General features: G+C 46.5%; 21 protein-coding genes and 1 pseudogene. 11 read left to right on the forward strand and 11 right to left on the reverse strand.

Going from position 1 to position 23,455, the window contains the following annotated elements:
• Positions 1–106: 106 nt before the first annotated feature.
• Positions 107–1,318: a glycosyl transferase gene (locus QMD03_06495; GenBank protein MDI6776876.1), complete on the forward strand. Its 1,212-nt coding sequence runs from the start codon at positions 107–109 to the stop codon at positions 1,316–1,318.
• A 39-nt stretch (positions 1,319–1,357) separates the two neighbouring features.
• Complete coding sequence (locus QMD03_06500) at positions 1,358–2,137, forward strand: undecaprenyl-diphosphate phosphatase (GenBank protein MDI6776877.1); 780 nt, start codon at positions 1,358–1,360, stop codon at positions 2,135–2,137.
• Positions 2,138–2,232: 95 nt separating this feature from the next.
• On the opposite strand, the gene rapZ is transcribed toward QMD03_06500, so the two are convergent.
• The 11 genes and pseudogenes from rapZ to xerD all read right to left on the reverse strand — a co-directional run bounded on the left by rapZ (position 2,233) and on the right by xerD (position 12,763).
• Entirely contained in the window at positions 2,233–3,096 is an 864-nt protein-coding gene (gene rapZ / locus QMD03_06505) for an RNase adapter RapZ (protein ID MDI6776878.1), read from the reverse strand.
• 10 nt (positions 3,097–3,106) lie between these two features.
• On the reverse strand, positions 3,107–3,976 hold the full coding sequence (locus QMD03_06510) for a hypothetical protein (protein ID MDI6776879.1): 870 nt from the start codon (positions 3,974–3,976) through the stop codon (positions 3,107–3,109).
• An 87-nt stretch (positions 3,977–4,063) separates the two neighbouring features.
• A complete protein-coding gene (gene raiA / locus QMD03_06515; protein MDI6776880.1) occupies positions 4,064–4,603 on the reverse strand; it encodes a ribosome-associated translation inhibitor RaiA in 540 nt (179 codons plus the stop codon).
• A gap of 137 nt (positions 4,604–4,740) precedes the next feature.
• The gene (gene rpoN / locus QMD03_06520) at positions 4,741–6,264 is read right to left on the reverse strand and encodes an RNA polymerase factor sigma-54 (GenBank protein ID MDI6776881.1); all 1,524 of its coding nucleotides are present in this window, start codon (positions 6,262–6,264) and stop codon (positions 4,741–4,743) included.
• Between the two features lie 98 nt (positions 6,265–6,362).
• Positions 6,363–7,082, reverse strand: a pseudogene (gene lptB / locus QMD03_06525) (LPS export ABC transporter ATP-binding protein).
• The gene (locus QMD03_06530; protein MDI6776882.1) at positions 7,082–7,645 is read right to left on the reverse strand and encodes an LptA/OstA family protein; all 564 of its coding nucleotides are present in this window, start codon (positions 7,643–7,645) and stop codon (positions 7,082–7,084) included. The pseudogene lptB and the gene QMD03_06530 overlap by 1 nt, the downstream one beginning before the upstream one ends.
• A 27-nt stretch (positions 7,646–7,672) precedes the next feature.
• Positions 7,673–8,224 (reverse strand): LPS export ABC transporter periplasmic protein LptC, encoded by a 552-nt coding sequence (gene lptC, locus QMD03_06535; protein ID MDI6776883.1) that lies wholly within the window; start codon positions 8,222–8,224, stop codon positions 7,673–7,675.
• Positions 8,225–8,312: 88 nt separating this feature from the next.
• On the reverse strand, positions 8,313–8,858 hold the full coding sequence (locus tag QMD03_06540) for an HAD-IIIA family hydrolase (GenBank protein ID MDI6776884.1): 546 nt from the start codon (positions 8,856–8,858) through the stop codon (positions 8,313–8,315).
• A 23-nt stretch (positions 8,859–8,881) separates the two neighbouring features.
• Positions 8,882–9,715 (reverse strand): 3-deoxy-8-phosphooctulonate synthase, encoded by an 834-nt coding sequence (kdsA, locus tag QMD03_06545; protein MDI6776885.1) that lies wholly within the window; start codon positions 9,713–9,715, stop codon positions 8,882–8,884.
• A gap of 119 nt (positions 9,716–9,834) precedes the next feature.
• Positions 9,835–11,853, reverse strand: coding sequence for a tetratricopeptide repeat protein (locus tag QMD03_06550; protein MDI6776886.1), 2,019 nt, complete (start codon positions 11,851–11,853; stop codon positions 9,835–9,837).
• A 22-nt stretch (positions 11,854–11,875) separates the two neighbouring features.
• Positions 11,876–12,763, reverse strand: coding sequence for a site-specific tyrosine recombinase XerD (gene xerD, locus QMD03_06555; protein MDI6776887.1), 888 nt, complete (start codon positions 12,761–12,763; stop codon positions 11,876–11,878).
• Between the two features lie 1,415 nt (positions 12,764–14,178).
• Here xerD and dprA point away from each other — a divergent pair.
• The 9 genes from dprA to QMD03_06600 all read left to right on the forward strand — a co-directional run.
• Positions 14,179–15,321: a DNA-processing protein DprA gene (dprA, locus tag QMD03_06560; protein ID MDI6776888.1), complete on the forward strand. Its 1,143-nt coding sequence runs from the start codon at positions 14,179–14,181 to the stop codon at positions 15,319–15,321.
• A gap of 2 nt (positions 15,322–15,323) precedes the next feature.
• Positions 15,324–17,630, forward strand: coding sequence for a type I DNA topoisomerase (gene topA / locus QMD03_06565; GenBank protein ID MDI6776889.1), 2,307 nt, complete (start codon positions 15,324–15,326; stop codon positions 17,628–17,630).
• 123 nt (positions 17,631–17,753) lie between these two features.
• Positions 17,754–18,095, forward strand: coding sequence for an FAD-dependent oxidoreductase (locus QMD03_06570; GenBank protein MDI6776890.1), 342 nt, complete (start codon positions 17,754–17,756; stop codon positions 18,093–18,095).
• Positions 18,061–18,579, forward strand: a complete 519-nt coding sequence (locus QMD03_06575) for an FAD-dependent oxidoreductase (protein ID MDI6776891.1) — start codon at positions 18,061–18,063, stop codon at positions 18,577–18,579. Before QMD03_06570 ends, QMD03_06575 begins: the two co-directional genes overlap by 35 nt.
• A 617-nt stretch (positions 18,580–19,196) precedes the next feature.
• Entirely contained in the window at positions 19,197–19,922 is a 726-nt protein-coding gene (locus QMD03_06580) for an ATP-binding protein (protein ID MDI6776892.1), read from the forward strand.
• A 145-nt stretch (positions 19,923–20,067) separates the two neighbouring features.
• Positions 20,068–20,715, forward strand: coding sequence for a response regulator (locus QMD03_06585; protein MDI6776893.1), 648 nt, complete (start codon positions 20,068–20,070; stop codon positions 20,713–20,715).
• Positions 20,716–20,823: 108 nt separating this feature from the next.
• Positions 20,824–22,242, forward strand: a complete 1,419-nt coding sequence (locus QMD03_06590; GenBank protein MDI6776894.1) for a sigma-54 dependent transcriptional regulator — start codon at positions 20,824–20,826, stop codon at positions 22,240–22,242.
• Between the two features lie 265 nt (positions 22,243–22,507).
• Positions 22,508–22,714 (forward strand): gas vesicle structural protein GvpA, encoded by a 207-nt coding sequence (gvpA, locus tag QMD03_06595; GenBank protein ID MDI6776895.1) that lies wholly within the window; start codon positions 22,508–22,510, stop codon positions 22,712–22,714.
• A 130-nt stretch (positions 22,715–22,844) separates the two neighbouring features.
• Positions 22,845–23,455, forward strand: a 611-nt coding sequence (locus tag QMD03_06600) for a hypothetical protein (protein MDI6776896.1), incomplete at its 3' end; no start/stop codon positions are given.

The following is a 23,455-nucleotide window of genomic DNA, read 5'->3' on the forward strand; positions in this document are numbered from 1 at the left end:
GGGATACAGACCGATGATATTTTATCAGTAGCAGGGGCACGTTTAAAACCCCTCTACCTCTACTCCTGACCCCCGACTTATGACTTACAACTGCAGGAGGTGCAAAATGGCCGATTTTTACCAGCATGGCATGATCACCACGCTACAGAAATTGAAAGATAGACCTATAGAGGATCTGGAAGATGAATTAAGAACCATCGGCCAAAAAAGGAAGATCGTCCTTTTGCTTCCTGCCCTGTACTCCGAATTTGAAACAGACTCGATGCCCCAAATAATAGAAGAACTTAAGAGGGTAAACTATCTTTACAAAATTGTCCTTTCCCTCGATAGGGCAGGAGAAGAGGAGTTTAAAAAGGTCAAAAAGATCATGTCATCTCTTCCTATGGATGTAAGAATAGTATGGCACGATGGTCCGAGGATTCAGGAACTCTACAGTGAATTGAAGAACGCCGATTTTGATATAGACAGATCGGGAAAGGGAAGGTCTGTATGGATGTCTCTCGGTTACATCCTTTCAGACGAAGAGGTTTATGCCATAGCATTGCATGACTGCGATATTGTTAACTATAAGAGAGAAATGCTGGCCAGGCTGGTTTATCCTGTAGTTCACCCGGCTATAGACTTCGAGTTCAGCAAAGGGTACTATGCCAGGGTAACGGAAAAACTTTACGGAAGGGTAACGAGGCTTTTTTATACGCCTCTGGTCAGGACCCTGAAACGGATTCTGGAATACAATCCTTTCTTAGAATACCTCGGTAATTTCAGATACGCCCTCTCCGGGGAGTTTGCCCTCATCAGCAGCCTGGCAAGAGGCTTAAGGATATCCCCCACCTGGGGACTTGAGGTCTCTCTGCTGAGTGAGGTATACCAGAGGGCGGCAGTCAATCGCATATGCCAGGTGGAGATAACGGAGTTTTATGAACACAAACATCAGGTCCTGGATAAAGATAAGCCCGATGAAGGTTTGATCCGTATGGCTACGGATATTGCAAAGACATTGTTCCGGGTATTGAGTCAGGATGGCATTGTTATGAGCCAATCCTTTTTCAGGACTTTATACACTGTATATATGGAAGAATCGAGAATCGCTATCGAGAAGTACCATGCTTTGTCTTTATTGAACGGCCTTACCTATGACAGACACGGAGAGATCGAAGCTGTCGAAGCATTTGTCGGCTCTCTTAAAATGGCCACGGAGGAATTTATCGAAGACCCTATGGGAGTTCCCATGTTATCTGCCTGGACAAGAGTTACTGCTGCCATCCCAGATTTGCCGGAGAGGATGACCAGGTACGTAGAACTGGATAATCTATCGTAGCATTGTTTTTTTAATACAAAAGAGAAAAGAGATGAGGCCGTGGATTTTTTAACGGCAGTTGTTTTGGGTATCGTTGAGGGAATTTCAGAGTTTCTCCCTATATCATCCACGGGGCATCTCATTTTGACCTCTCATCTTTTGGGTCTTACCCCTACAGAATTCCTGAAGAGTTTTGAAATAGCGATCCAGGGAGGCGCAATTTTATCCGTTCTCGTCCTCTACTGGCGAAAATTACTGGTAGATTTTGAAGTCATGAAGAGGATTTGCGTGGCCTTCATTCCCACAGGGATTTTGGGCTTCGCCTTATATAAAATCATTAAAGGGTATCTCCTCGGATCGAATTCCGTGGTGCTCTGGTCCATGTTGCTTGGCGGTGTATTTCTAATTGCCTTTGAACTCTGGTACCGCGGGAAAGAAGGCTCTGCTTCTGAGCTTACTGGTATTTCTTACAAACAATCTTTTCTCATCGGCCTTTTTCAGGCAATTGCTGTGATCCCGGGTGTTTCCCGGGCAGGGGCTACGATTATCGGCGGACTGATCCTGGGATTGAGGCGGGAAGTGATCGTCGAGTTTTCATTTCTCCTTGCAGTTCCCACGATGCTGGCGGCAACGGGATACGATCTGTTAAAGAACGCCTCCCGATTTTCCTTGGATCAGCTTCATTTTTTGGCGGTAGGCTTTGTTTTTTCGTTTGTTGTCGCGCTGCTGAGTATCAAATTTTTGCTCCATTTCATCAGGACACATACCTTCATTCCTTTCGGCATTTATCGCATCATACTTGCTTTATCATGGCTTATATTCCTTTGGGCTTCTAAGTGAAAGCCCTCCGCACAGCTTTTACCCCCCCTGCTGGGGGCCTATTCCAGGGCAATTCTGATTCCTGACCCCGTTCCCCCCGAGTAGTTGCGATTTCTTTAACTTTTGGTGATGTCCCTGTGGACGATGGTGACCAGATAATTCTTATCCGAAAAATAGGCCCCCAGTTGATTCGCCATGACGACGGAGCGATGCCTGCCACCGGTGCATCCGAGGGCGATATTGAGCCTTGACTTCCCCTCTTTTTCATAGAGGGGTATGAGAAACGTCATTAACTTGAATAATTTTTGAATGAATACCTTGCTTTCCTCGAATCCTAAGACATAGTCACAGACATCGGGGTTATGGCCATCGTAATGCTTTAACTCTTCCACAAAATGGGGGTTGGGAAGAAAGCGGACATCCAGCACAATATCCGCATCGGCGGGTAGTCCATATCGGTACCCAAACGATGTTACGTGAATAACCAGCCTCCTTTCCCACGAGGAAGGGATAAAATATCTCTGAACGGCATCCTTTAATTGGTGCACATTGCAGGATGTAGTATCAATGACTTTATCGGCCATTTGTTTCAGAGGGGATAGTTTCTTCCTTTCGATGATGATGCCCTCCATAATGGAACCCTTTACGGATAAGGGATGAACCCTTCTCGTCTCACTGAAACGATGCAGCAGGGCCTCATCAGTGGCGTCAAGAAAGAGTATCTCAATCCTGTATCCCTTTTCCTTCAGCCGGGCAAATATTTTTTCATATTTTTGCAGAAAGCTTTTTTCCCTCAAGTCCATGACCATGGCGACTTTTGAAATATCCGGATCATGGGACCGAACCTCAAGGAACCTGGGAAGTAAAACAACAGGCAGATTATCAACGCAAAAAAAGCCGATATCTTCCAGTGCCCGGAGCGCCGTACTCTTACCGGAACCGGAAAGCCCGGTGATGATCACAACACGGAGTTTCTTCATGAAACACTCCTCATTCCATATCCCCCCTTAAATCCCTGACTACAGATTCAACGTTTCTGGCCATCAACGCCCCGTGAGAGAAGACGGGGATCTTGTTGTAAGGTAGTTGAACACCCATGATATTTTTCCTGGCTACACTACCATCCTTCGTTTTTCTGTTGCTACTTGCCTTCTCAAATTCAACCATGATATCTATCACCGTCTCATCACCGACGGCTGCTGCCCCGAGAAATTCCTTCGCCCTGACAACTCCAACTCCTTTAATCTCTACGAGATGCCTGGTCAGGCCATGACCACGCCCATAGAGGACGTCCCCATTTCTCTTCTCAATCTCCACAGCATCATCGGCGATCCAGGTATGTCCCCTTTCCACCAGCTTTAGTCCACAGGTAGTCTTTCCTATACCGCTATTTCCTGTGATAATTATCCCGATGCCGTATACATTCAAGAGCACACCATGGATTAAAACAATATGCTCGATCTTTTCTCGCAGCAGACCGATGAGGCGGCTCTCGAGAAGAAATTCATCGTGTGTTGAGGTAAAAAGGGGAATATTGTTAACTTCTGAGAAACAAACAAGAAAATCCGGTGGGGAACTGGTTTTGGCAAGTGCCAGGCAAGAGATATGAGAAGAAGAAATGGTTTGAAGGATATCTTCACGCCTTTTTGCAGGGATACTGGCCAGTTCGGAAGAGCATGCAGGAGTGATAATAAAGATGGTTTCCGGGATCAATCGTTCCCGGAAACCTTCAACTTCAGTGTAACGCTGAACTTTGAGACGGTTTGTTTCCTTCATCAAACCAGCAATTCCGGTTATCTGTCTGATGCCTAGTCTGTCCCCGGAATCTTCAAGCAGGTCTTTTATCGTGGTAGCGTTCATGAAAGTATGAGTTCCCCTCCTGGGGGCCTACCACCTCTTTACCTCGTCTATAATGGATACACTCGATTTTTGTGAAAATCTCCGACTTTAGGCGTTGGTTTCTATAAGCCCATAATTTCCGTCATCTCGACGATATATGACACTGACGTTTTCCGTATAAGAATCCCGGTAAACGATGAATCGGTTCTTTGATGTCTCGATTTCCATCATGGCATCCTCAAGGGACATGGGTTTCAACACCATTTTCCTCGTTTTGACCACCTTTGCCCCCGGTGTATCTTCCGTCTCATCAGGCGGTAACTCTAGTGTGCCTATCTCCTCGGCTCGCACAGCATTTGCCTTATAACCCCTGATCTTTTCCTTATGTTTTTTGAGTTGACGTTCGATCTTTTCTATAGCATTATCAATAGCAAGATACATGTCCTTTGCTTCCTCTTTCGCATTTACATTTAACCCATCAACCATTAAGTTGATTTCGGCTGCATTTCTGAATTTTTCCACCGAGAGGATTACATGGGCTTCAGCCGGATTATCAACATATCTACTTACTTTTTTGAGTCTTTTATTAACATATTCCCTTTGCCAATCCTCTCCCTCTGTATTTCTAAAGGTTACGGAAATCTTCATCGTCTTTCCCCCCTGTTTTAATAATGTAACTACTCAGGAGTCAGAAGCCAGAATGAAAAGGAAGTCCGCTAAGGATTTTCAAGACTTGATTGTATGGCAAAAGGCCCATCAATTTGTTGTTTTATCCACGTATCATCTTAGCGGTAGTTTTTCACTGCTTCTATTCTGGCTCCTGACTCCTGACTCCTGAGTAGTTTAAATTTTATCTTTTTTCGCTTTGAAGATGGCAGGATACCCATCATTTCTCTATACTTGGCTACGGTTCTCCTCGCAATGGATATCTCCGATGCCTCAAGAAACTTTACAATTTCAAGATCGGTGTACGGTTTACCCGGATCCTCCTTACTGATGATCCTCTTAATCTCCTCTTTGACGCTCTTCGAGGCGATGGCACCGCCGCTGGTATTCTGTACACTGCTGCCAAAAAAGTATTTCAACATAAATATGCCCCGCGGTGTATGCATATACTTATTCGTCACCACTCTGCTGATGGTTGACTCGTGCATCTCCACATCCTCGGCAACATCTCTTAAGACCAGGGGTTTTAAAAAATTAATGCCCTTATCAAAGAAATCTTTCTGAAATTTTACAATACTCTCCACTACCCTATAAATTGTCTTCTGCCTCTGCTGAATACTCTTGATGAGCCACATGGCCGACTGTATCTTTTCCTTAATGTACTTCTTGCCGTTATCTGTCTTTGGATTTCCTCTGGTCCCGGATAAAATCTCTCTGTACATATTGTTAATCCTCAGCCTCGGCAGTCCATCATCATTGAGGACAATTCTGTACCCATTCCCGGACTTGAAAATGTACACATCTGGAATGATAGTCTGAATCCTTTCTTCGTTGTAAACACTGCCCGGTTTGGGATTCATGTTGCTGATCAAAAGGACAGCCTGCAACACCTCTGATAGGGGAACTTTCAATTTTCTCGCAATCTGGGCATAATTTTTTGTCTCAAGATATTTTAGATGTTCTTTGATAATCACCTCAATGATATGGTTTGACACGCCTAAAATTTTGGCTTGAAGTAAAAGGCATTCTTTGAGATCCCTTGCCGCAACACCAGGAGGGTCAAATTCCTGAACTTTTTTCAGGACATCTTCCACAACAGTTTCGTCAACTTTTTCCTGAGCGGCAATTTCTTTTAGAGATGCCATTAAATATCCGCTCTGGTCAAGGTTTCCGATTATCTGTTCGCCGATTCTCATTTCGAGCTCTGTAAAGCGGGAAAGCTTGAGTTGCCACATGAGATGATCCATCAGAGATGTCTTTTGGGTCGGCAAATTATTCCAGGATAAAGCATCACTATCTTTCCTGTCATAACTTACCCCTGTGGCTACATAATCTTCAAGGTAGCTGTCCCAGTCAAAATCCTCCTTGCCGTTGCCTTCCCCCGTCAGTTCTTCCGTGCGATCAACCGCTTTGATATCTTCTCGATCAAGTGTAGCAATATCACCAATTTCTTGATTTGTGTCGCTTTCCTGGTAGTCGTCAGTTGTCACCTCCTCAAGCAGGGGATTCTCCACCATTTCCTGATTGATTGTCTCAACCAGTTCCAGTCTTGAAAGCTGGAGGAGTTTGATCGCCTGCTGGAGTTGAGGCGTCATGACCAACTGCTGTGTCAGTTTAAGGTTTTGTTTGAGTTCAAATGCCATATTTATTTAGGATCAGGGGTCAGAGGTCAGGGGTCAGAGGTTAATTTGGCCCCTTTGTGCCTTTGTGCCTTTTGGCTTTTCCTTTCGTCCTTTACGGGGAGACTGAAATCCTCTCCGAAGTAGATTTTTCTTGCGATTTCGCAATTGGCTATGTATTCGGGGTCCCCTTCCACCAGGATAGTCCCCTCATTGATAATATAGGCTCTGTCGCAAACGGAGAGCGTTTCCCTGACATTATGATCCGATAAAATGACACCGATCCCCTTAGATTTGAGTTTAAATATAATCTTCTGGATATCCACCACGGCGAGGGGATCAATCCCCGCAAAAGGCTCATCGAGGAGGATATAGGCGGGGGATGTAACAAGCGCCCTTGTAATCTCAACCCTTCTTCTTTCCCCACCCGACAGAGAGTAGGCATTGTTCTTTGCGAGATGGGAAAGATCAAGTTCCCCTAATAGTTCTTTCAGCCGTTTTTTTCTCTCTTCTCTGTCCAGATCAAGGATTTCGAGAATCGCCATGATATTTTCTTCAACGGTTAGCTTTCTGAATATTGACGGTTCCTGCGGTAGGTAATTTAATCCTTTTCTTGCCCGTATATACATGGGAGTTCCCGTTATATCTTCGCCGTTTAAAAGAATACGGCCTCCATCTGGCTTTATCAAACCGACGATCATGTAAAATGTGGTGGTTTTACCCGCGCCATTGGGGCCTAAAAGGCCAACGACTTCACCCTGATTAATCTCCAGATCAATGTTGTTAACGACCCTTCTCCCTCCGTATATTTTTGTCAATCCCGAGGCTGATAGTTTTCCCATCACTCTTTTTTCTCTTTCTTCTCCACAGGATAAATTGTGGCCGTTACCCTCTTGTTTTCAGTGCTTTCAATGGTTCCCCTGTTTTCATCCAGAAAAATCACTATTTTCCCCCCACGCATGATATTTCTCCCTTCTTGCAAGACGGTACTACCCGTCATCACGATTTTCTGTGTGTCCTGGTAAAAGACGGCATCATCTCCCTTTGCGATCCTTTCACCCTGTACAATTGTTACATTTCCCTTTGCCTCAATCTTTTCTAAATCTCTCCCCTTACCGATTTCCCTGGCCCCTACCTTTTCAGAATCTGCAAGACCTTTCCTATAGTACAGAAGAAGGCGATCTGATTTTATGATCATATCACCACGGGTAGCCACGGCATTACCCGAAAATACGACCATTCTTTTTTCATTGTATGCCTCCAGACGGTCAGATATAATCTGTATCGGTTGATTTTCTTCTGTCTTTGGTTTGTTTTCTCCCCCGGCCTTCTCTGCATAAAGGTGTGAGAAAGGAGAAGTGATAAGTATAATCAAAAAGATAAGTAATAATACCCTGTGTTTCATCGCAAATGCCGAAGGTTGGTTTTCACGTTATCTTATCCGGGCGCTCACTCTCGAAAACAGTGTCAACTCTTCGTTCTTCAGGGAAATGGACATGCCCACCCCCTTGACCTGCATGCGTGGGGTCTCCATAACAACGGCCGAGTTGGTATGGAATCTTTTATCCCCATGAGAATAGGTCAGGCGATCTGTCGTAAAGCGGTTACCACTATGAGAAATGATTTTAATATTACCGGCAATTCCTATGTCCTTTGTATTCGTATTCAACTGACCTCTATCCCCGGTCATGACAAAGGTTTTGCCATCCCTCGTGTCCAGTGTTACCGTAACATTATCAAATAACACAAGATTCTCCTTTTTGAGATATCTTGCCGTATCCGCTTTGATCTCCCATTTTGCATCAGAATCCCCGATTTCCGTATAATGGACATTTTTTACCTGAAGATCAACATTGGCCGGTAAAATCTTCAGCAGGGTTTTGTGGGGTGTCTTCCTCCCATCCGTGACCAGACCAGCAACCACCGATGAAATCACCAGTATCACTATGCCGGCAATAATAACCGTCTTTTTTTTTAATTTCATATAGCCCCTCTCGTTGTTTTACCTGTGAAGAGATTGCTGTTTTTTATACCACCCGCTTCAAGACAAGTAAAGGCAAAACTGAATGAAACTAAATGAACTCGTATCTTGTAGCCACCTCATCCCACTTTTCCTGCGCCTTAAGGATGATTTCACACACCTCTCTGACGGCTCCCCTGCCACCATTCTTTTTAGTAACATAATCAACAGCTTTCTTGACATCCTCGGATGCGTCTGCCACGGCTACGGAAAATCCGACCCTTTTTAACAGAGGGATGTCAACAACGTCGTCCCCCACATACGCCACATGGTCTCTCGCCAGATTTCTCCTCCTGAGAATCTCTTCCAATGGCTCAACCTTATTCCAGATACCCTGATGCACCTCGCCTATGCCAAGGTCCTTAGCACGATGCTCCACAACCTCTGATCTTCTGCCCGTTAAAAAGACAACATCTATACCGTGTCTCATCAGGATTTTAAGCCCGTGCCCATCCTTCACATCAAAATTTTTTGTCTCCCGTCCAGTATCGTCCATGATAATCCTGCCATCGGTCAAGACACCGTCAACATCAAGGATCAAAAGACGGATCTGTCTGATCTTTTTCAACAATTCCTCGGTCATAACCTCCTTGCCCATATTATGTTACTCCTCACCGAGATCTAATCCACAGTCGGGGGCCTCTTTACGACCTGGTCAATCTCCATCAAGGTACAGAGAAGATCGGAAAGCGAATCAAGGGACAGGGAATTGGGGCCATCACACAGGGCACGTTCGGGATCGGGGTGCACCTCCAGAAAGAGACCATCAATCCCTACAGCAACAGCCGCCCGCGACAGATAGGGTACCATCTCCCTCTGGCCGCCGGAAGCTGTCCCTGCCCCACCGGGAAACTGGACACTGTGAGTAGCGTCAAAAACCACGGGGTAACCCATCTCTCTCATGACGGGAAGGGCACGAAAATCTGCCACAAGATTGTTATAACCGAAACTCGTTCCCCTCTCCGTGATCATGATATTTTCATTTCCCGCTGACGATGCCTTAGCCAGGATATTGGCAACATCCCATGGGGCAAGGAACTGGCCCTTTTTGATATTGATACACCTGGCCGACCTGGCGATCTCCATAACAAAATCGGTCTGCCGACAGAGAAAGGCTGGCACCTGTACCACATCCAGGACCTTCGCTGCCTCGGGAACCTCTTCAGAACGATGGACATCGGAAAGGACGAGAATCCCAAGTTCTTTTTTAATCTTTCTTAGAATCGCAAGACCTTTCGTAAAACCGGGACCCCGATAAGAATCTTTTGACGTCCGGTTTGCCTTGTCATACGAGGCTTTGAATATGAAAGGTATCCCCAATCTCCCGGTAAGGTTTTTCAGGAATAAGGCGATCTCCCTTGTTTTCTCCTCATCCTCGATGACACAGGGGCCGGCAATCAACGCAAAGGGGGTTCCCCCACCCATCACAAAATTATCCAAAATAATCTGCTTCATCTTGCCCATCGCTGTGGTTGAGGCGCAGGCTAAGGCCCGCGGGTCAATCAAAGATTACTATTTACGAGCTTTGCGATACTGAAAATTTGAGCCATTTCGAAGACAATTTTCAAAGGTCTCTATTCCTGATACTTTCGTTGTAGTATCTTTATCTTCATCTGGGGGATCTTTCTGGCAGCTTTACCTGAGACAGGATTCAGTTCGTAGGCATTTGTATATGCCGTAAGAGCTTCCTGATACATCCCTTTCTTCTCATAGGCTGCACCCAGATTCAGATAGGCTACATCGTCCTCCGGATCATACCGTATTGCCGTCTTGTAATATTCAATTTCTTTATCCACGTCTCCCGTAAGACCATAGACATATCCAAGGCTTGAATAAATGGCCGCCTTCCGGGGTGCCAAGCCAATCATCTTTTTATAGGTCTTGATAGCTTTGTCGTAAAGCTTTTCCTCCATGTAATAACCGGCCAGGATATTCAAGACCTCCATGGTAGGATGAGAGGCGGCAAACTTCTCGTGTTCAGAAATCGCCTCCTTCGTCCTGCCCAGTTTCCCATAGGTAAATGCCAGATTGTAATGCAACCGGGGATCCTTATTCCCATATCGGATTGCCTTTTCATAGTTTTCACAGGATTGCCTGTATCTCTTTAACTCTCCGTAAGCAAAGCCGAGATTTGCATGGATGGCTGCCTTCCTTTTTGACAATTTGACAATTTTCTCATAATAGCTAATCGCCTGAGCGTATTGTTCGCCCTTAAAATTGATCTCCGCCAGTCTCTCCATAGCGTCGGGATCGGCGGGCTTTATCCGGAGAACCTTCTGGTATTCTTCGGCTGCTTCCTGATCACGCTTTCCTTTTTCATAAGCCACTGCCAGATTGAAGTGAACGACCGGCTCTTTTGGATTCAGCGCTATTGATCTCCGGTAACTTTCTATTTCTTCTTTTAACAACCCCTTGCCGCCATAGGCAAGTCCAATATTGGCATAGGCTGAGGCATTGCGTGGCTGTCTACTGATGATCTTCTTATACCACTTTATCGCCTCGTCGTAATTTCCCATTTTTAGCGAGAGATCCGCTAAAGCGATCATCGCCTGGCTCATATCCGGCGCCTTTGTCAGGAGAAGCCTGTGCTGACTGGCAGCCTCTGTGATTTTTCCGGTTTTTTCATAGGCTTCTCCCAATTTATATCTCACCGTAAGGTCATCTGGATTTAACCTCAACGATTTTTTATAATTCACAATAGCCTTTCCCCAGTCTCCCAGATGGCTATAGGCAAATGCCATACTGGCAAAGGCAGAGGCATCTTCATGATTGATCCTGACCACGCTGATGCAGGTCTTGATAACCATGTTATATTCTTTCCTCTTCATATAACACTTTGAAAGTTCCGTCAATGCGGTGAGATCATCCGGCTTAAGGGCCAGGATATCCCGATATTGAGTGATCGCCTCTTCTGTCTTGCCCTGTCGGAGATAAAGCCCAGCCAGCATCTTACGGACGTCTATATCCTCTCTATTCATGGCGATGGCCCGTTTGAGATACTCGATCTGTGCCTGCTGATTTTCCGTGCTTCTCGCATATCTCAGCCAGTCCTGGGGTGTTACATTTACCCGGAGGGGGATAGCGGCGATTATCTTATCGCCATATCTCACGTTGATCCTGTAATCCGTGCAAGCGGTGCCATCCTGGGCGCCTTCCCCTCTCATAATAATTTTATCAACCAGATCAATACCCTTCAGCAGCACCCTGAAATCTTCTTGCTTTCCGATACCTTCAACATCGGCCGAAACCTTCCTGCTAAAAAGGGCATCGGTGGAAATCTCCTTGATGACAAATTCGTCACGGTAGGACACAACAAAAACATCGCTTTTTGTCAGCCTGTAGTCCCTCCCGTTCTTTTCTATCTCCAGGTAATAAAACTGTGGCGGATGCCCGAGAAAGACAAAGGAAAAAGCGCTTTTCAATCTCGAGGCAATGGAGGATAAATCCCGAACCTCTTCCGGCCAGAAATAGTTGGCCATGACTCCACCGGCAAAGATGACCGCCACAATCAGGGCAATGATCCCTGTCACCACGACCATCTTGGGCAGAGGTTTTACAGCCCTTTTCTTACCTTTCCCATCTCTGAGGTTCATAATCCCCCCACTCCACTCCTTATCAACCCCTCGGATGATATCTCTTATGGATCTCCTTTAACCTTTCTCGGGTAATATGGGTGTAAATCTGGGTTGTTGCTATATCTGCATGTCCCAGCATAAGCTGAACGGAACGAAGATCGGCTCCCCCCTCCAGAAGATGAGAGGCAAAAGAATGCCTGAAGGTGTGGGGATGGATTTTTTCCCCCCATCCCAATTTTGCCACGTATTTTTTTATGATCTTCCAGAACCCCTGTCGGGTCAAGCCTTTACCGGATCTGTTCAGAAAGAGGATCTCGGACGATTGTCCCTTTAAGAGACGGGGTCTTGCTTGTTCCACATATTGCCTTAAATAATCGTACGCCGATTTACCGATAGGTACAATCCTCTCTTTATTACCCTTTCCTATTGTGACAAGATACCCCACCTGCCAGTTGATACTGTTGATGGTAAGTGAGATCAATTCCGAGACACGGATCCCCGTTGCATACATCAGCTCCAGCATGGCCGTGTCCCTTATAGCGGAGGGAGTTTTTACACCTGGCTGCGCAAGAAGCAGGTTCATTTCCTCCTGACTTAGAGTGTCGGGAAGACGCATCCATACCTTTGCCAATTCAATATTTGCCACAGGATTTTGGTCAATTTTCTTCTCCCGGAGGAGAAATTTATAGAACCCTCTAATAGCTGCCAGTCCCCTGTTGATAGAATTCTCCGTCAGACCGTCTTTTTTCAGCTCGGTAAGGTAAGAAATCACATCATCAGGGGTAATATCCGTAACAGTTTGCATACCATATTTCTTGACAAAGCAGGCATACCTGTGCAAGTCCCGACTGTAAGCCTCGATGGTGTTATAAGAGGCCCCCTTTTCCACAGTAAGAAAGTTCAAATACTCATCAATTAAATCGTTCATGGCGATTTTTTGTAACTACTCAGGTATTTAGGCTGGAGACTGAAGGCTGAAGTATATCAATCATCACGCAACGCTCGGATCAAGCCCAAGTTAGTTCACGTCTGAGACTTGAACCAACTTGGTGGGGATACGGTCTTGTCCACTGCTAAATGTGTCAGGAACGCTTCGATCTTAGCTTCGCTATTTCTTAACTCTTCCCGACAAGTCATCCTGTGGTACTGTATATACCGTTTAATCCAGTCACAGTATGTTCGTTCCGTATGGATCGAGTAGTGATGCAGCCGCATCACATCCCGTACTTCATGAAGCAGCTTCCTGTCTCTTTTTGGTGTTGATATATGATCTCCCTCCTGATATAATAATCCGATAAAATGGTTATCGGGTAAAGCAAATCTGCCCGAAAATGTATCCAATATCATTATATCAAGGCAAATTTGCTTGTCAATGAGTGGTTGCCGCGGCGCGTGGTGGCAGCGATATACGATCCCAACAAAATTGAAGCGCCGCTTGTCGGTTTTGAGAACCATCTGAATTGGTAAAGAAGATCCCCGACGCACCTGATTCATTTCAACGGCGAGCGGTTCCTCGGGCCATATGAAGATTAGATAATGTTTACAAAAGAAGTTTCGGCAGTATATTCCACTGCGGGCTATCCGAAGGCCGGACAGAACCAAGAAGATAGGCCGTAATATCGGGTGATGTTCGAGTTCCTAAACGCCTTTTTCTTTGCCTTCCATGCCTTGTGGGTCAGCTTCAACTGTGTAGGCTGGATCTGGAAACGGATGCGCCGGTGGCATCTGGTCACGGTGGCCCTAACCGCGTTGTCCTGGTTTGGGTTAGGGGTTTGGTACGGGTGGGGCTATTGCCTCTGTACGGATTGGCACTGGCAAGTGCGGGCCAGGCTGGGCTATACCGATTCGCATTCCTACACCCACCTGCTAATCCGGGAACTAACCGGAGTTGACCTTATCCCTTGGGTTGTGGATGTGCTCACAGGGGGTATCTTTGCGTTCGTGGCCTTCTCCAGCATCGTGCTAAACGTGCGCGATTACCGGGACGGGCGTAGAGCTGCTAAACAGCTTTCCACGACGCCAACATGACGAAAATGGACCCGAAGAAGAAATAAACGGCCCAACGAGCGGTTCAGCGGACCCACCTACGGCGGGCCGCTGAACCGTCGGCCGTTAGATTGTGGTGTCAGCGATCTCACGGAAAAGACTTGACACCCTCTCGCCACACGATATATCTTACCGCCAATTTTCCGCCTCAAGTTAAGCAGTTTTAATCCCCCTTTCCCATTTATCCCTCCCGTCGGGAGATGGAAATTTGCTTCCCTCCGTTGAGAGAAGGAGAAGCAAAGATATTTTTTTCTGGAGGGGGAAAGGCTGGGGCACTCTGAGAATTCTTTCGAGAAAATGGATCATCACGACCTGAGATACTGGATCGCCTTAAAGTTTGTTGATGGCGTGGGGAATGTGGGTTTTAGAACCCTGGTGGATGCCCTTGGTTCCCCTAAGAGTGTGTTCCAGGGAACCATCGCCAACCTCAAGGTGGTCCCGGGCATTGGCGAGAAAACGGCCGGCCAGATAAAAGCATTCAACGACTGGGGGAGAGTTGAAAGGGAGATGGAAACCGCTCGCAAAATGAATGTTTCCCTCGTTACGTTCCAGGATCCACGATATCCAAAGGCCCTTCTGAACATCTATGACTTCCCTCCCTTCCTCTATGTGAAGGGGGATCTGAGGGAAGAAGATATCAACGTTGCTGTTGTCGGTTCCAGGAGGGCGAGTACCTATGGCAAATTTGCCACGGAGAGGCTCTGCCGCGAGCTTGCGATGAATGGAATTACTGTGGTAAGTGGTATGGCGAGAGGAATAGATTCGGCGGCGCACAGGGGGGGCCTCGCCGGTAAGGGTAGAACCATCGCTGTTTTAGGCTCCGGTCTTGATGTTGTTTATCCGCCGGAGAACGAAAAACTTTTCCTGGAAATTGCCGCACATGGCGCCGTCATTACGGAATTCCCGTTCGGTACACCACCTCATGGACCAAACTTTCCTGCCAGAAACAGGATCATCAGTGGCATTTCCTACGGCGTGGTGGTTGTCGAGGCAGGTGATAAGAGCGGATCCCTGATCACAGCCAAGTTCGCCCTGGAACAGGGTCGAGAGGTATTCGCCGTACCGGGCAGTATTGATACCGCCGGATCGAGAGGGACACACAAGCTGATCAAACAGGGGGCAAAACTGATAGAAAATGTTTATGATATCCTCGACGAGATACTTCCCCAATTAGACAGGGAGTTGCAGGATAGTGTTCTGCGGGCAAGAAAGGATGATACCGCTCAGGAAAAAGGAACTCCTGCCGTGGCGAAGGTCGGCGGACTAAGTGCAGCAGAGATTGCCGTATTAAAACAGATCTCCTCGGAACCGGTTGATGTTGACAGTATCATTGCCTCCACAGGGTTAAGAGCCAATGATGTCTTACATATACTGCTGACTATGGAATTGCAGGGTCTCATCAGGCAATTGCCTGGAAAAATGTTCGTACGCAAGGAATGATTATGTCAGATTCGCTGATCATTGTTGAATCCCCCACCAAGGTCAGGACCATCAAGAAATATCTCGGTGCGAATTTCGCAGTCCGGGCGACGATGGGGCATGTCAAGGACCTCCCCAAAAGCGGCCTGGGCATAGACATGAAAAACCATTTTGCACCCACGTATCGTCTCATCGAAACGAAGAAAAAGGTGATCGCCGACCTGAAAAGAGCGGCAAGGAGAGCCGATCATATCTACCTGGCACCTGATCCTGACCGGGAAGGCGAGGCAATAGCCTGGCATATCGCCGAGGAAATCGGCGCAAAAGATAAACATATCCACCGGGTTCTTTTTAACGACCTGACTAAGAGCACCATCCTTCACGCGATCAACCATCCGGGAGAGCTTGACGTCGCCAAGTACGAAGCCCAGCAAACTCGGCGTATCCTTGACAGACTTGTCGGATACCAGATCAGTCCTCTCCTCTGGGAGAAGGTAAGAAGGGGATTGAGTGCAGGTCGGGTGCAGTCAGTAGCGGTCAGGATCGTCTGTGACAGAGAGGAAGAGATACGCAGATTTGTTTCGGAAGAGTACTGGAATATCACCGCCCATCTCGAATGTCATATGTCGCATGTCATAAGTCGTACGTCAACTGACTTACAACCTACGACTTACGACTTACGACTTACGACTTTTAAGGCCCGGCTCCTCAAGATCAAGGATAAAAAGGCAAAGGTCGCTGATGAATCACAGGCAAAGGAGATACTAAACATCGTCAAGACGATGCCCTTTGTCGTTGCCAAAGTAGAAAAAAAGGAAATTAAGAGGTTCCCCCTTCCCCCTTTCACCACCAGTAAACTACAGCAGGAAGCAGCGCGGTGGCTCCATTTTCCCGCAAAAAAAACAATGAGTGTCGCCCAGAGGCTGTATGAAGGAATAGAATTAGGGGAAGAAGGTCCCGTGGGATTAATCACTTATATGAGAACGGATTCTTTTCGTATTGCGGAAGAGGCTCTCCGAGATGCGAGAGAATATATCAGAGACAATTATGATCCGGCATTTCTTCCTGTTAAGGCCAGGGTCTTCAAAAACCCGGCTAAAGTCCAGGATGCACACGAGGCGATAAGACCCGCCTCCGTAGATTACAAGCCTAAAGATATTAAACAATATCTCAGCAATGACCAGTTCCGCCTCTACCAGCTTATCTGGAACCGTTTTGTGGCAAGCCAGATGAATCCTGCCATCTTCGATCAGACGATCATTGACATAACGGCAGGGGGAGGGGGCTATCTCTTCCGGGCACAGGGTTCGGTGATGAGATTTTCCGGCTATACCATTGTCTACACGGAAGGAAAAGATGCAAGCGAAGATGAGGACGATTTTGGCATGGTCCTCCCCGAAGTTGCGGAAGGTGAGGCGCTTGCCCTCATTTCCCTTTCGACCGAGCAGAAATTTACCCAGCCGCCACCAAGGTTTTCCGAAGCGACCCTGGTCAGGGAGCTTGAAGAAAAAGGCATCGGCAGACCGAGCACTTATGCGACCATATTGAGCACCATCCAGGAGAGAAACTATGTCCATAAGGAAAAAGTGAATTTTTACCCCACCGATCTCGGCATCCTGATAACGGAGCTCCTGGTGAGAAATTTTCCCCGGATCCTGGATGTAGCCTTTACCGCTGCACTGGAAGACAAACTGGACCTGATCGAGGAAGGGAAAAATAACAGGCTCGACACATTAAACGATTTTTACATTCCTTTTGCGGAAGAGCTGAAGAAAGCCCGGGCGGAGATGCGAAATATTAAAGGAGAGGAAACACCGACGGACATTGTTTGTGATAAATGTGGTAACGTGATGGTTATTAAATGGGGGAAAAATGGCAAATTTATAGCCTGTTCCAATTACCCTGCCTGTAAGAATACCATGAATATCGCTCAGGGTGAAAAGGGGCAGATGAGTCAGAAGGAGGAGGAGATAACGGATACCATCTGTGAATGCGGCCGGAACATGGTTGTCAAAGAGGGGAGATTTGGCAAATTCCTGGGGTGCTCCGGCTATCCCGAATGTAAAAATACGATGCCCCTCAGTTGCGGTGTAAGATGTCCCGAGAAAGAGTGCAGCGGATACCTATGTGAGAGACGAACAAAAAAAGGAAAAACATTCTTCGGTTGCTCCAGGTACCCCGACTGCACCTATGCCCTCTGGGACAGGCCTCGACCTACGGCATGTCCCCAATGCGGGGCGCCATTCCTCGTGGAAAAGCCGGCACCTCCCGAGGGAACTTACCTTGCCTGTCTTCATAAAGATTGCGGTTATAAAAATAAGGAGACATAGGCACAGAGGCACAGAGGCACAGAGGCACAGAGTTTCGGTACGAAAATAGATTTTTATGTTTTGAGGTCTTTTGTTTCTAACTCTGTGCCTTTGCCACTTTGTGCCTTCTCTAATGTTTTTAAGATGAACCGTAAGAAACCGATTATCGTGATTGGGGGAGGCCTTGCCGGTTGTGAGGCGGCCTGGCAATTGTTAAAGCGGGGGAAAACCGAAGTCGTCCTCTACGAAATGAAGCCAGAGAAATTTTCCCCGGCCCATAAATCGCCGCATCTCGCTGAGCTTGTCTGCAGCAATTCATTTCGTTCCAATAGCCTGGAAAATGCTGTGGGGCTCCTGAAGGAAGAGATGCGCACCATGGCCTCACTGATTGTGGAGGCGGCTGACGCAACAGCCGTACCGGCAGGAAGACAGGGCATCCACACTCCTCAATATGGTGGGATTTCAGACGAAGCTGACCCGGCCTGAGCAGCGAAGGATATTCAGAATGATACCGGGACTGGAAAGAGCAGAATTTGCCAGATATGGAAGTATCCACCGGAATACCTTTATCAACTCTCCCGTCCTCCTCAGAAAAACCCTGCAACTGCAGGAGAACGACAACATATTCTTTGCCGGACAGATTACCGGTGTGGAAGGTTATGTCGAATCGTCAGCCATGGGGCTTATCGCCGGTTTGAATGCATCCTGCTATCTGTCAGGAAGAGAATTGCCGCCGCCGCCGCCTGAAGCAACGGCTTTTGGCGCCCTCCTGCATTATATTACCAGTATTCCCCACAAGACATTTCAGCCGATGAATGTCAATTTAGGCCTCTTTCCGCCACTTCCCCCAGGGACGTCGAAAGGAAAGAGGGAAAGGGGGATGTACTATGCCCGACGTTCCCTGGAGGCCCTAAAAAAATGGAAAGAAGAGGCGGTACTTAAGCTTTTGCCTCAAGATAATGCTTTGTAACATGTAAAGTGAAGGTAGCGTAAAATTATTGGTGAGAAAAACCAACTGTTTGTTGCTTTCCGTATCGAGGTAGCGAATTCGCCGTAATTTCGCCGGACAATCCTTCTCGGCATAATAATTCAGTAACGTTCAAAAGTTGAGGCATAATTTTCTTGCAGCATATTTAAGGTTAGATAATGATGTCTGCAAATCTTCTATGGAGTTATCCACATCCGCGGCCGCAGCTTAGGAATAGCAAGGACGGACGCGGTTGTGGGTAACTCCATTAAACGAAGTCTCAACAGAAAGAAAAAGGTTTTTGTTGTTATAAAAAATGTCCTCCAAAAAAGTCTGCCTCAACTTTTGAACGTTACCAACGTTTTAAATATGGTAAGGAGGCAAAAAGAAAAAGCAGTATATCGATTTTCTCTCCTAAAAACGGGGTGGTTTTTTCTTATCTTTCTTATCAGAAAATAGACTTAAAGGGGAACAGATAATGAATTTGGCATACATTTTGCTTTCTCTTAACTTATATGGTATATATACCATCCGTCCATTATACCATCCATCCATTTAAAAGTGATAGAAGATGAAACTGAGACCTGCCCGCCAAAGAGGTCAGGGAAGGGAGGAATATCATGTCCAGATCAAGAGATAAAGATTCTTCTAAAGAAATTGGTAAGCAAAACAAAAAATCGATTCTATCCGAAAGGCTTGCCTTTACCGGTAGAATAGCCGCCGGTATAGCCCATGAGATAAGAAATCCGCTTGGCAACGTGTCCATGGCGGTCCAGCAGCTTAAGGAGGCCTTTAGCGAAGATAGCCCCTGGTCCAAACATATTGAAGTCATTATTAGAAACACGGAGAGGATTAACTTTTTGATCACCGAACTCATCAACTGTGCCCGGCCACCGGAGCTTAACATCCGTCCCCATGATATGCAGGAGGTTATAGAAAACGTTTTGGATTCGATAATGAGCAGTCTTTCCACACAACGGATAGAGGTGATTAAGAAATTTGACTCAAAGCCATCAATAATAAGTGTCGATAGGGAACAGATCAGCCGGGTATTCTTGAACGTGATAATCAATTCTGTTGAGGCCATGCCTGAAGGCGGCACAATGACAATCAGTACAAGTATTGAAAATGGCCTTTTTATTGTAAAGATTCAAGATACAGGGGGGGGCATCCCCGAAGAAGATATTATCAGGATATTTGATCCTTTTTTTAGCACTAAGCCAACGGGAGTAGGTCTGGGTCTATCAATAATCTACGGGATTGTTGTAAGTCACGGCGGGAAAATAGGTGTGGAAAGCACTTGGAGAAGGGGTACTGTCTTTACAATCTCTTTGCCCACAGAATAGACCCCGATGAAGATAGACTGAAGGCGGAAGGCTTTTAGGGATAAATCATCGTGATCACACAATAAAGGCTTTGAATGGTTTTTCGTACCTTGCAAGATGTTTTATGGCCTTCAGCCTAAACACCTGAGTAGTTAAAGGAGAGGTCATGGAAGAGCTGAAATACGATGTGAGAAGAGGGGCGGATACATACAGGTTAATCTATCACTCCAGGCTGAAAAGCTGGATTCTAAAGGGTATTATCAAACGAGACGAAGCGATTGTATGGAGAAGCGGTCTTTCGGGCTGGCGCAAACCCGAAGAACTTGAAGAGCTGATACCCTTTTTTGAACAGAGGCAACGGGCACGCTTAAGAAGGGAAATGGAGGTGCTAAGGCCGGCCCCGCCCCCAAAAAGGCAGATAAAGAATGTCTTGATCGTGGATGACGAAGAGGATTTGTGCTGGCTCCTAACCAATACCTTGCAAAGCAAAGGGTATAATGTATCAACTGCCGATGGCATAATTGAAGGTATGGCCTGTCTAAAGAATAAGTCGCCCGATTTGGTATTTATAGACCTAAAGTTACCTGACGGGGATGGAATGGATATGCTTCCCGAAATCAAAGTGGCAGCTCCGCAGACAGTAGTAGTCATAATTTCCGCTTACGGCAGTGAAGAAAAAAGGGCAGAAGCGGAGGACAGGGGGGTTCACAGTTTCATTGACAAGCCGTTTACTGAGGAAAGGATATTGGAAACTATAGCACAGTTTCAAGAGAGGAATGACCATCCATTAAGAGGCACATGGGAACCGAGTTAAACATCGGGGATAAGATCACGCCGATACAGTGGGCAGTGATCAGTGGTCGGTAGCAACGGGCAATTTCTGTGAGGTTGCCTATAACCAAAGATGAAAAGAGGTGAGAAAATGTCCGCTGAGCAACAAACCTCAAGGAAGATCCTGGTAGTGGATGACGATCAGGATTTTCGTTGGGCAATGGGCAATGTCCTTCAGGCAGCGGGATACAGGGTCATTCAGGCGCAAGATGGCAAGGAAGCGATGAGTTTGTTAGAGAAAGATATCCCTGACCTGGTCCTTTTGGACTACCGAATGCCTGGACGAGACGGCCTGCACGTTGCGAGGGATATGAAGCAGCGGATTCCCGCAGTACCCATTCTCATAATCACGGCCTATGCAGAGGTGGCCTCCGCAGTGGAGGCCATGAAGATGGGCGTATACGATTACGTTACAAAGCCGGTAGATAACAACGACCTCATCTTTACCATCAAACGGGCGCTGGAGAAGCAAGATCTCATACAGGAGGTTGAGCATTTAAGAAAGGCATTGACTGAACGGGCATCCCTTTATGAGCTGATGGGAAAGAGCGACCAGATCAAGAAGCTTGTCCAACTCTTGGAGAAGGCTGCGCCCACTCCATTCACTGTTTTAATACAAGGAGAGAGCGGTACGGGTAAGGAACTTGTGGCCCGTGCCATTCACGACTTGAGTCTAGCTAAGGAAGGACCGTTTGTCGCCGTGGACTGCGGCGCCATTCCTGAAACCCTGATTGAAAGCGAACTGTTCGGCTACATGAGGGGAGCCTTTACCGGCGCCCACACGGACAAACCGGGCCAATTCGAACTGGCAAACGGTGGCACTCTGTTTTTAGATGAAGTGGGCAATCTTCCCTATCTGGCGCAACAGAAGCTTCTTCGAGCCATGCAGGAGCGGTGTATCCAGAGGTTGGGAGCGAAGAAGACTCAACCCATTCAGGTCCGAATTATTGCAGCCACGAACCAGCCTCTGGAAAATGATGTAGAGGCCGGTAGATTCCGCTCTGATCTCTATTTCAGGCTGAAAGAATTTTCCATAACAGTCCCCCCGCTCAGAAGGAGGACAGACATTTTCTACTTAGCCAAAAAGTTCGTGAATGAAGCGGAGGGAGAACTCAAGAAAAAATGTGCCGGGATCTCCAAGAATGCCCTAAGTGCTCTCTTCTCCTACCCCTGGCCTGGCAACGTTCGCGAATTGAGGAACGTTATCCGCCAGGCTGTACTCCTCTGCGAGGAGAATGGACCCATAAACACCGAGCACCTGATGCTGACCACCGAATTGATGCCTGGCCCCACAGAAATAGACCCTGCCCTCTCCCTTAACCTTTTTTATAACGGTAAAAAGTCTTTAAAAGAGCAGGTCAAGTCCTTCACCGATGCCCTGGAGAAGAGGATCATAAAGGAAGCGCTAACAGAAACAAAGGGAAATAAGAGCAAGGCTTCCCGTAAACTGGGTATTGACTACAAGACCTTACTTAGAAAAATCAAGATGCATCAATTAAACAGTGGTTAGTGAACAGTGGCCACTAACCACTAACCACTGACCACTGACCACTGACTATGGCATACGTGCCATAGTTAGTGGCAGCCATACCATGCCATTTTACTCCCACCTTCTCATTTTCTCCTGCCCCCATGTTCAAATTTAGCAATGAAACCAATGGGATGACCGCAGATGCCTTTTTGGCATAAAAAGTGCTAGATAAAGTAACTGAGAGGAGGCATGTCTTACCAGACATGCCTCCTTAAAATCCAAAGAAGAAAGGAGGTGAACGAATATGGCAGTAGAAAAAGCAATTGCTTCTTCCAGTTTGGTGGAGGTTATTGACCGAATCCTGGACAAGGGCATTGTGATTGATGCCTGGATAAGGGTCTCTTTAGTGGGTATTGAATTACTCGCGATTGAGGTCAGAGTCGTAGTGGCATCAGTCGAGACCTACCTGAAGTATGCTGAGGCTATTGGCTTAACAGCCACAGCAGCCTGAGGATCGGCCAGTAACCAAGCCCCGTTAGAAATGGAATTTCTAAGCGGGGTAGAGGATTCTTGCCGGGTCACCCCCCGCACCTTTTTGGTATTCAAGAGAGTGCCAAAGAGGTGATAAAAGACAATTTGAATTGTTAAAAGGTGCGGGGCATGGCTCGCCAAGAAATTCCTTCTTGAACCACGGAAACACGGAAGAAATAAATTTCCGTGCCTCTGTGGAGAAATATAAAAAGGGTTATTCTCCATACCTCCGTGGGTACAAAGGAGTAAATTTAATGGGAATTGCTGATGATATGAAAAGATTGGCAAAGGAGGTTGTCTCTTCTTATGAGTCCAGAATCTCAGAAGTAGGCATAATTATTGATAATACCCACCAAATTCTTGAAGAATTCAAAACCAAAAGAAATGAGATGGGTAGTCAACTCAAAGAAACCCTCGCCAGAGAAGAATCCTTAAGAAAAAAAGATTTTGATAATTTGATGAAAGATATATTATCTCGTCAAGATGAGAGAGAAAAGGAGGTGAGATATTTATTAAAGACTTTCCTGGAAGAACAGAAAGAGATAGCTGAAACTATTAAGAAGAACTTGGCAGAGGGTGAAAACGTAAGGATAAGTGATTTTAAAAAGATGCTGCAGGATATCCAGGCAAGGCATAAGGCAGGAGAAAATGAAGTAAGGATGATGTTGATGGAATTTCAGAAAGAACATAATGAGATGGTCGAATCACTGCGTAGCCTTTT

It is taken from the genome of Syntrophales bacterium, assembly GCA_030018935.1.
GTDB lineage: Bacteria > Desulfobacterota > Syntrophia > Syntrophales > CG2-30-49-12 > CG2-30-49-12.

Coding starts and splice junctions, on each gene's coding strand:
- gvpA (MDI6776895.1), top strand. CDS start 22,508: ATGGCAGTAGAAAAAGCAATTGCTTCTTCCAGTTTGGTGGAGGTTATT.
- xerD (MDI6776887.1), bottom strand. CDS start 12,763: ATGAACGATTTAATTGATGAGTATTTGAACTTTCTTACTGTGGAAAAG.
- QMD03_06550 (MDI6776886.1), bottom strand. CDS start 11,853: ATGAACCTCAGAGATGGGAAAGGTAAGAAAAGGGCTGTAAAACCTCTG.
- rpoN (MDI6776881.1), bottom strand. CDS start 6,264: ATGGCATTTGAACTCAAACAAAACCTTAAACTGACACAGCAGTTGGTC.
- QMD03_06580 (MDI6776892.1), top strand. CDS start 19,197: ATGTCCAGATCAAGAGATAAAGATTCTTCTAAAGAAATTGGTAAGCAA.
- QMD03_06585 (MDI6776893.1), top strand. CDS start 20,068: ATGGAAGAGCTGAAATACGATGTGAGAAGAGGGGCGGATACATACAGG.
- raiA (MDI6776880.1), bottom strand. CDS start 4,603: ATGAAGATTTCCGTAACCTTTAGAAATACAGAGGGAGAGGATTGGCAA.
- QMD03_06540 (MDI6776884.1), bottom strand. CDS start 8,858: ATGGGCAAGGAGGTTATGACCGAGGAATTGTTGAAAAAGATCAGACAG.
- rapZ (MDI6776878.1), bottom strand. CDS start 3,096: ATGAAGAAACTCCGTGTTGTGATCATCACCGGGCTTTCCGGTTCCGGT.
- QMD03_06590 (MDI6776894.1), top strand. CDS start 20,824: ATGTCCGCTGAGCAACAAACCTCAAGGAAGATCCTGGTAGTGGATGAC.
- lptC (MDI6776883.1), bottom strand. CDS start 8,224: ATGAAATTAAAAAAAAAGACGGTTATTATTGCCGGCATAGTGATACTG.
- QMD03_06530 (MDI6776882.1), bottom strand. CDS start 7,645: ATGAAACACAGGGTATTATTACTTATCTTTTTGATTATACTTATCACT.
- dprA (MDI6776888.1), top strand. CDS start 14,179: ATGGATCATCACGACCTGAGATACTGGATCGCCTTAAAGTTTGTTGAT.
- QMD03_06510 (MDI6776879.1), bottom strand. CDS start 3,976: ATGAACGCTACCACGATAAAAGACCTGCTTGAAGATTCCGGGGACAGA.
- QMD03_06570 (MDI6776890.1), top strand. CDS start 17,754: ATGAACCGTAAGAAACCGATTATCGTGATTGGGGGAGGCCTTGCCGGT.
- topA (MDI6776889.1), top strand. CDS start 15,324: ATGTCAGATTCGCTGATCATTGTTGAATCCCCCACCAAGGTCAGGACC.
- QMD03_06575 (MDI6776891.1), top strand. CDS start 18,061: ATGGTGGGATTTCAGACGAAGCTGACCCGGCCTGAGCAGCGAAGGATA.
- kdsA (MDI6776885.1), bottom strand. CDS start 9,715: ATGAAGCAGATTATTTTGGATAATTTTGTGATGGGTGGGGGAACCCCC.
- QMD03_06495 (MDI6776876.1), top strand. CDS start 107: ATGGCCGATTTTTACCAGCATGGCATGATCACCACGCTACAGAAATTG.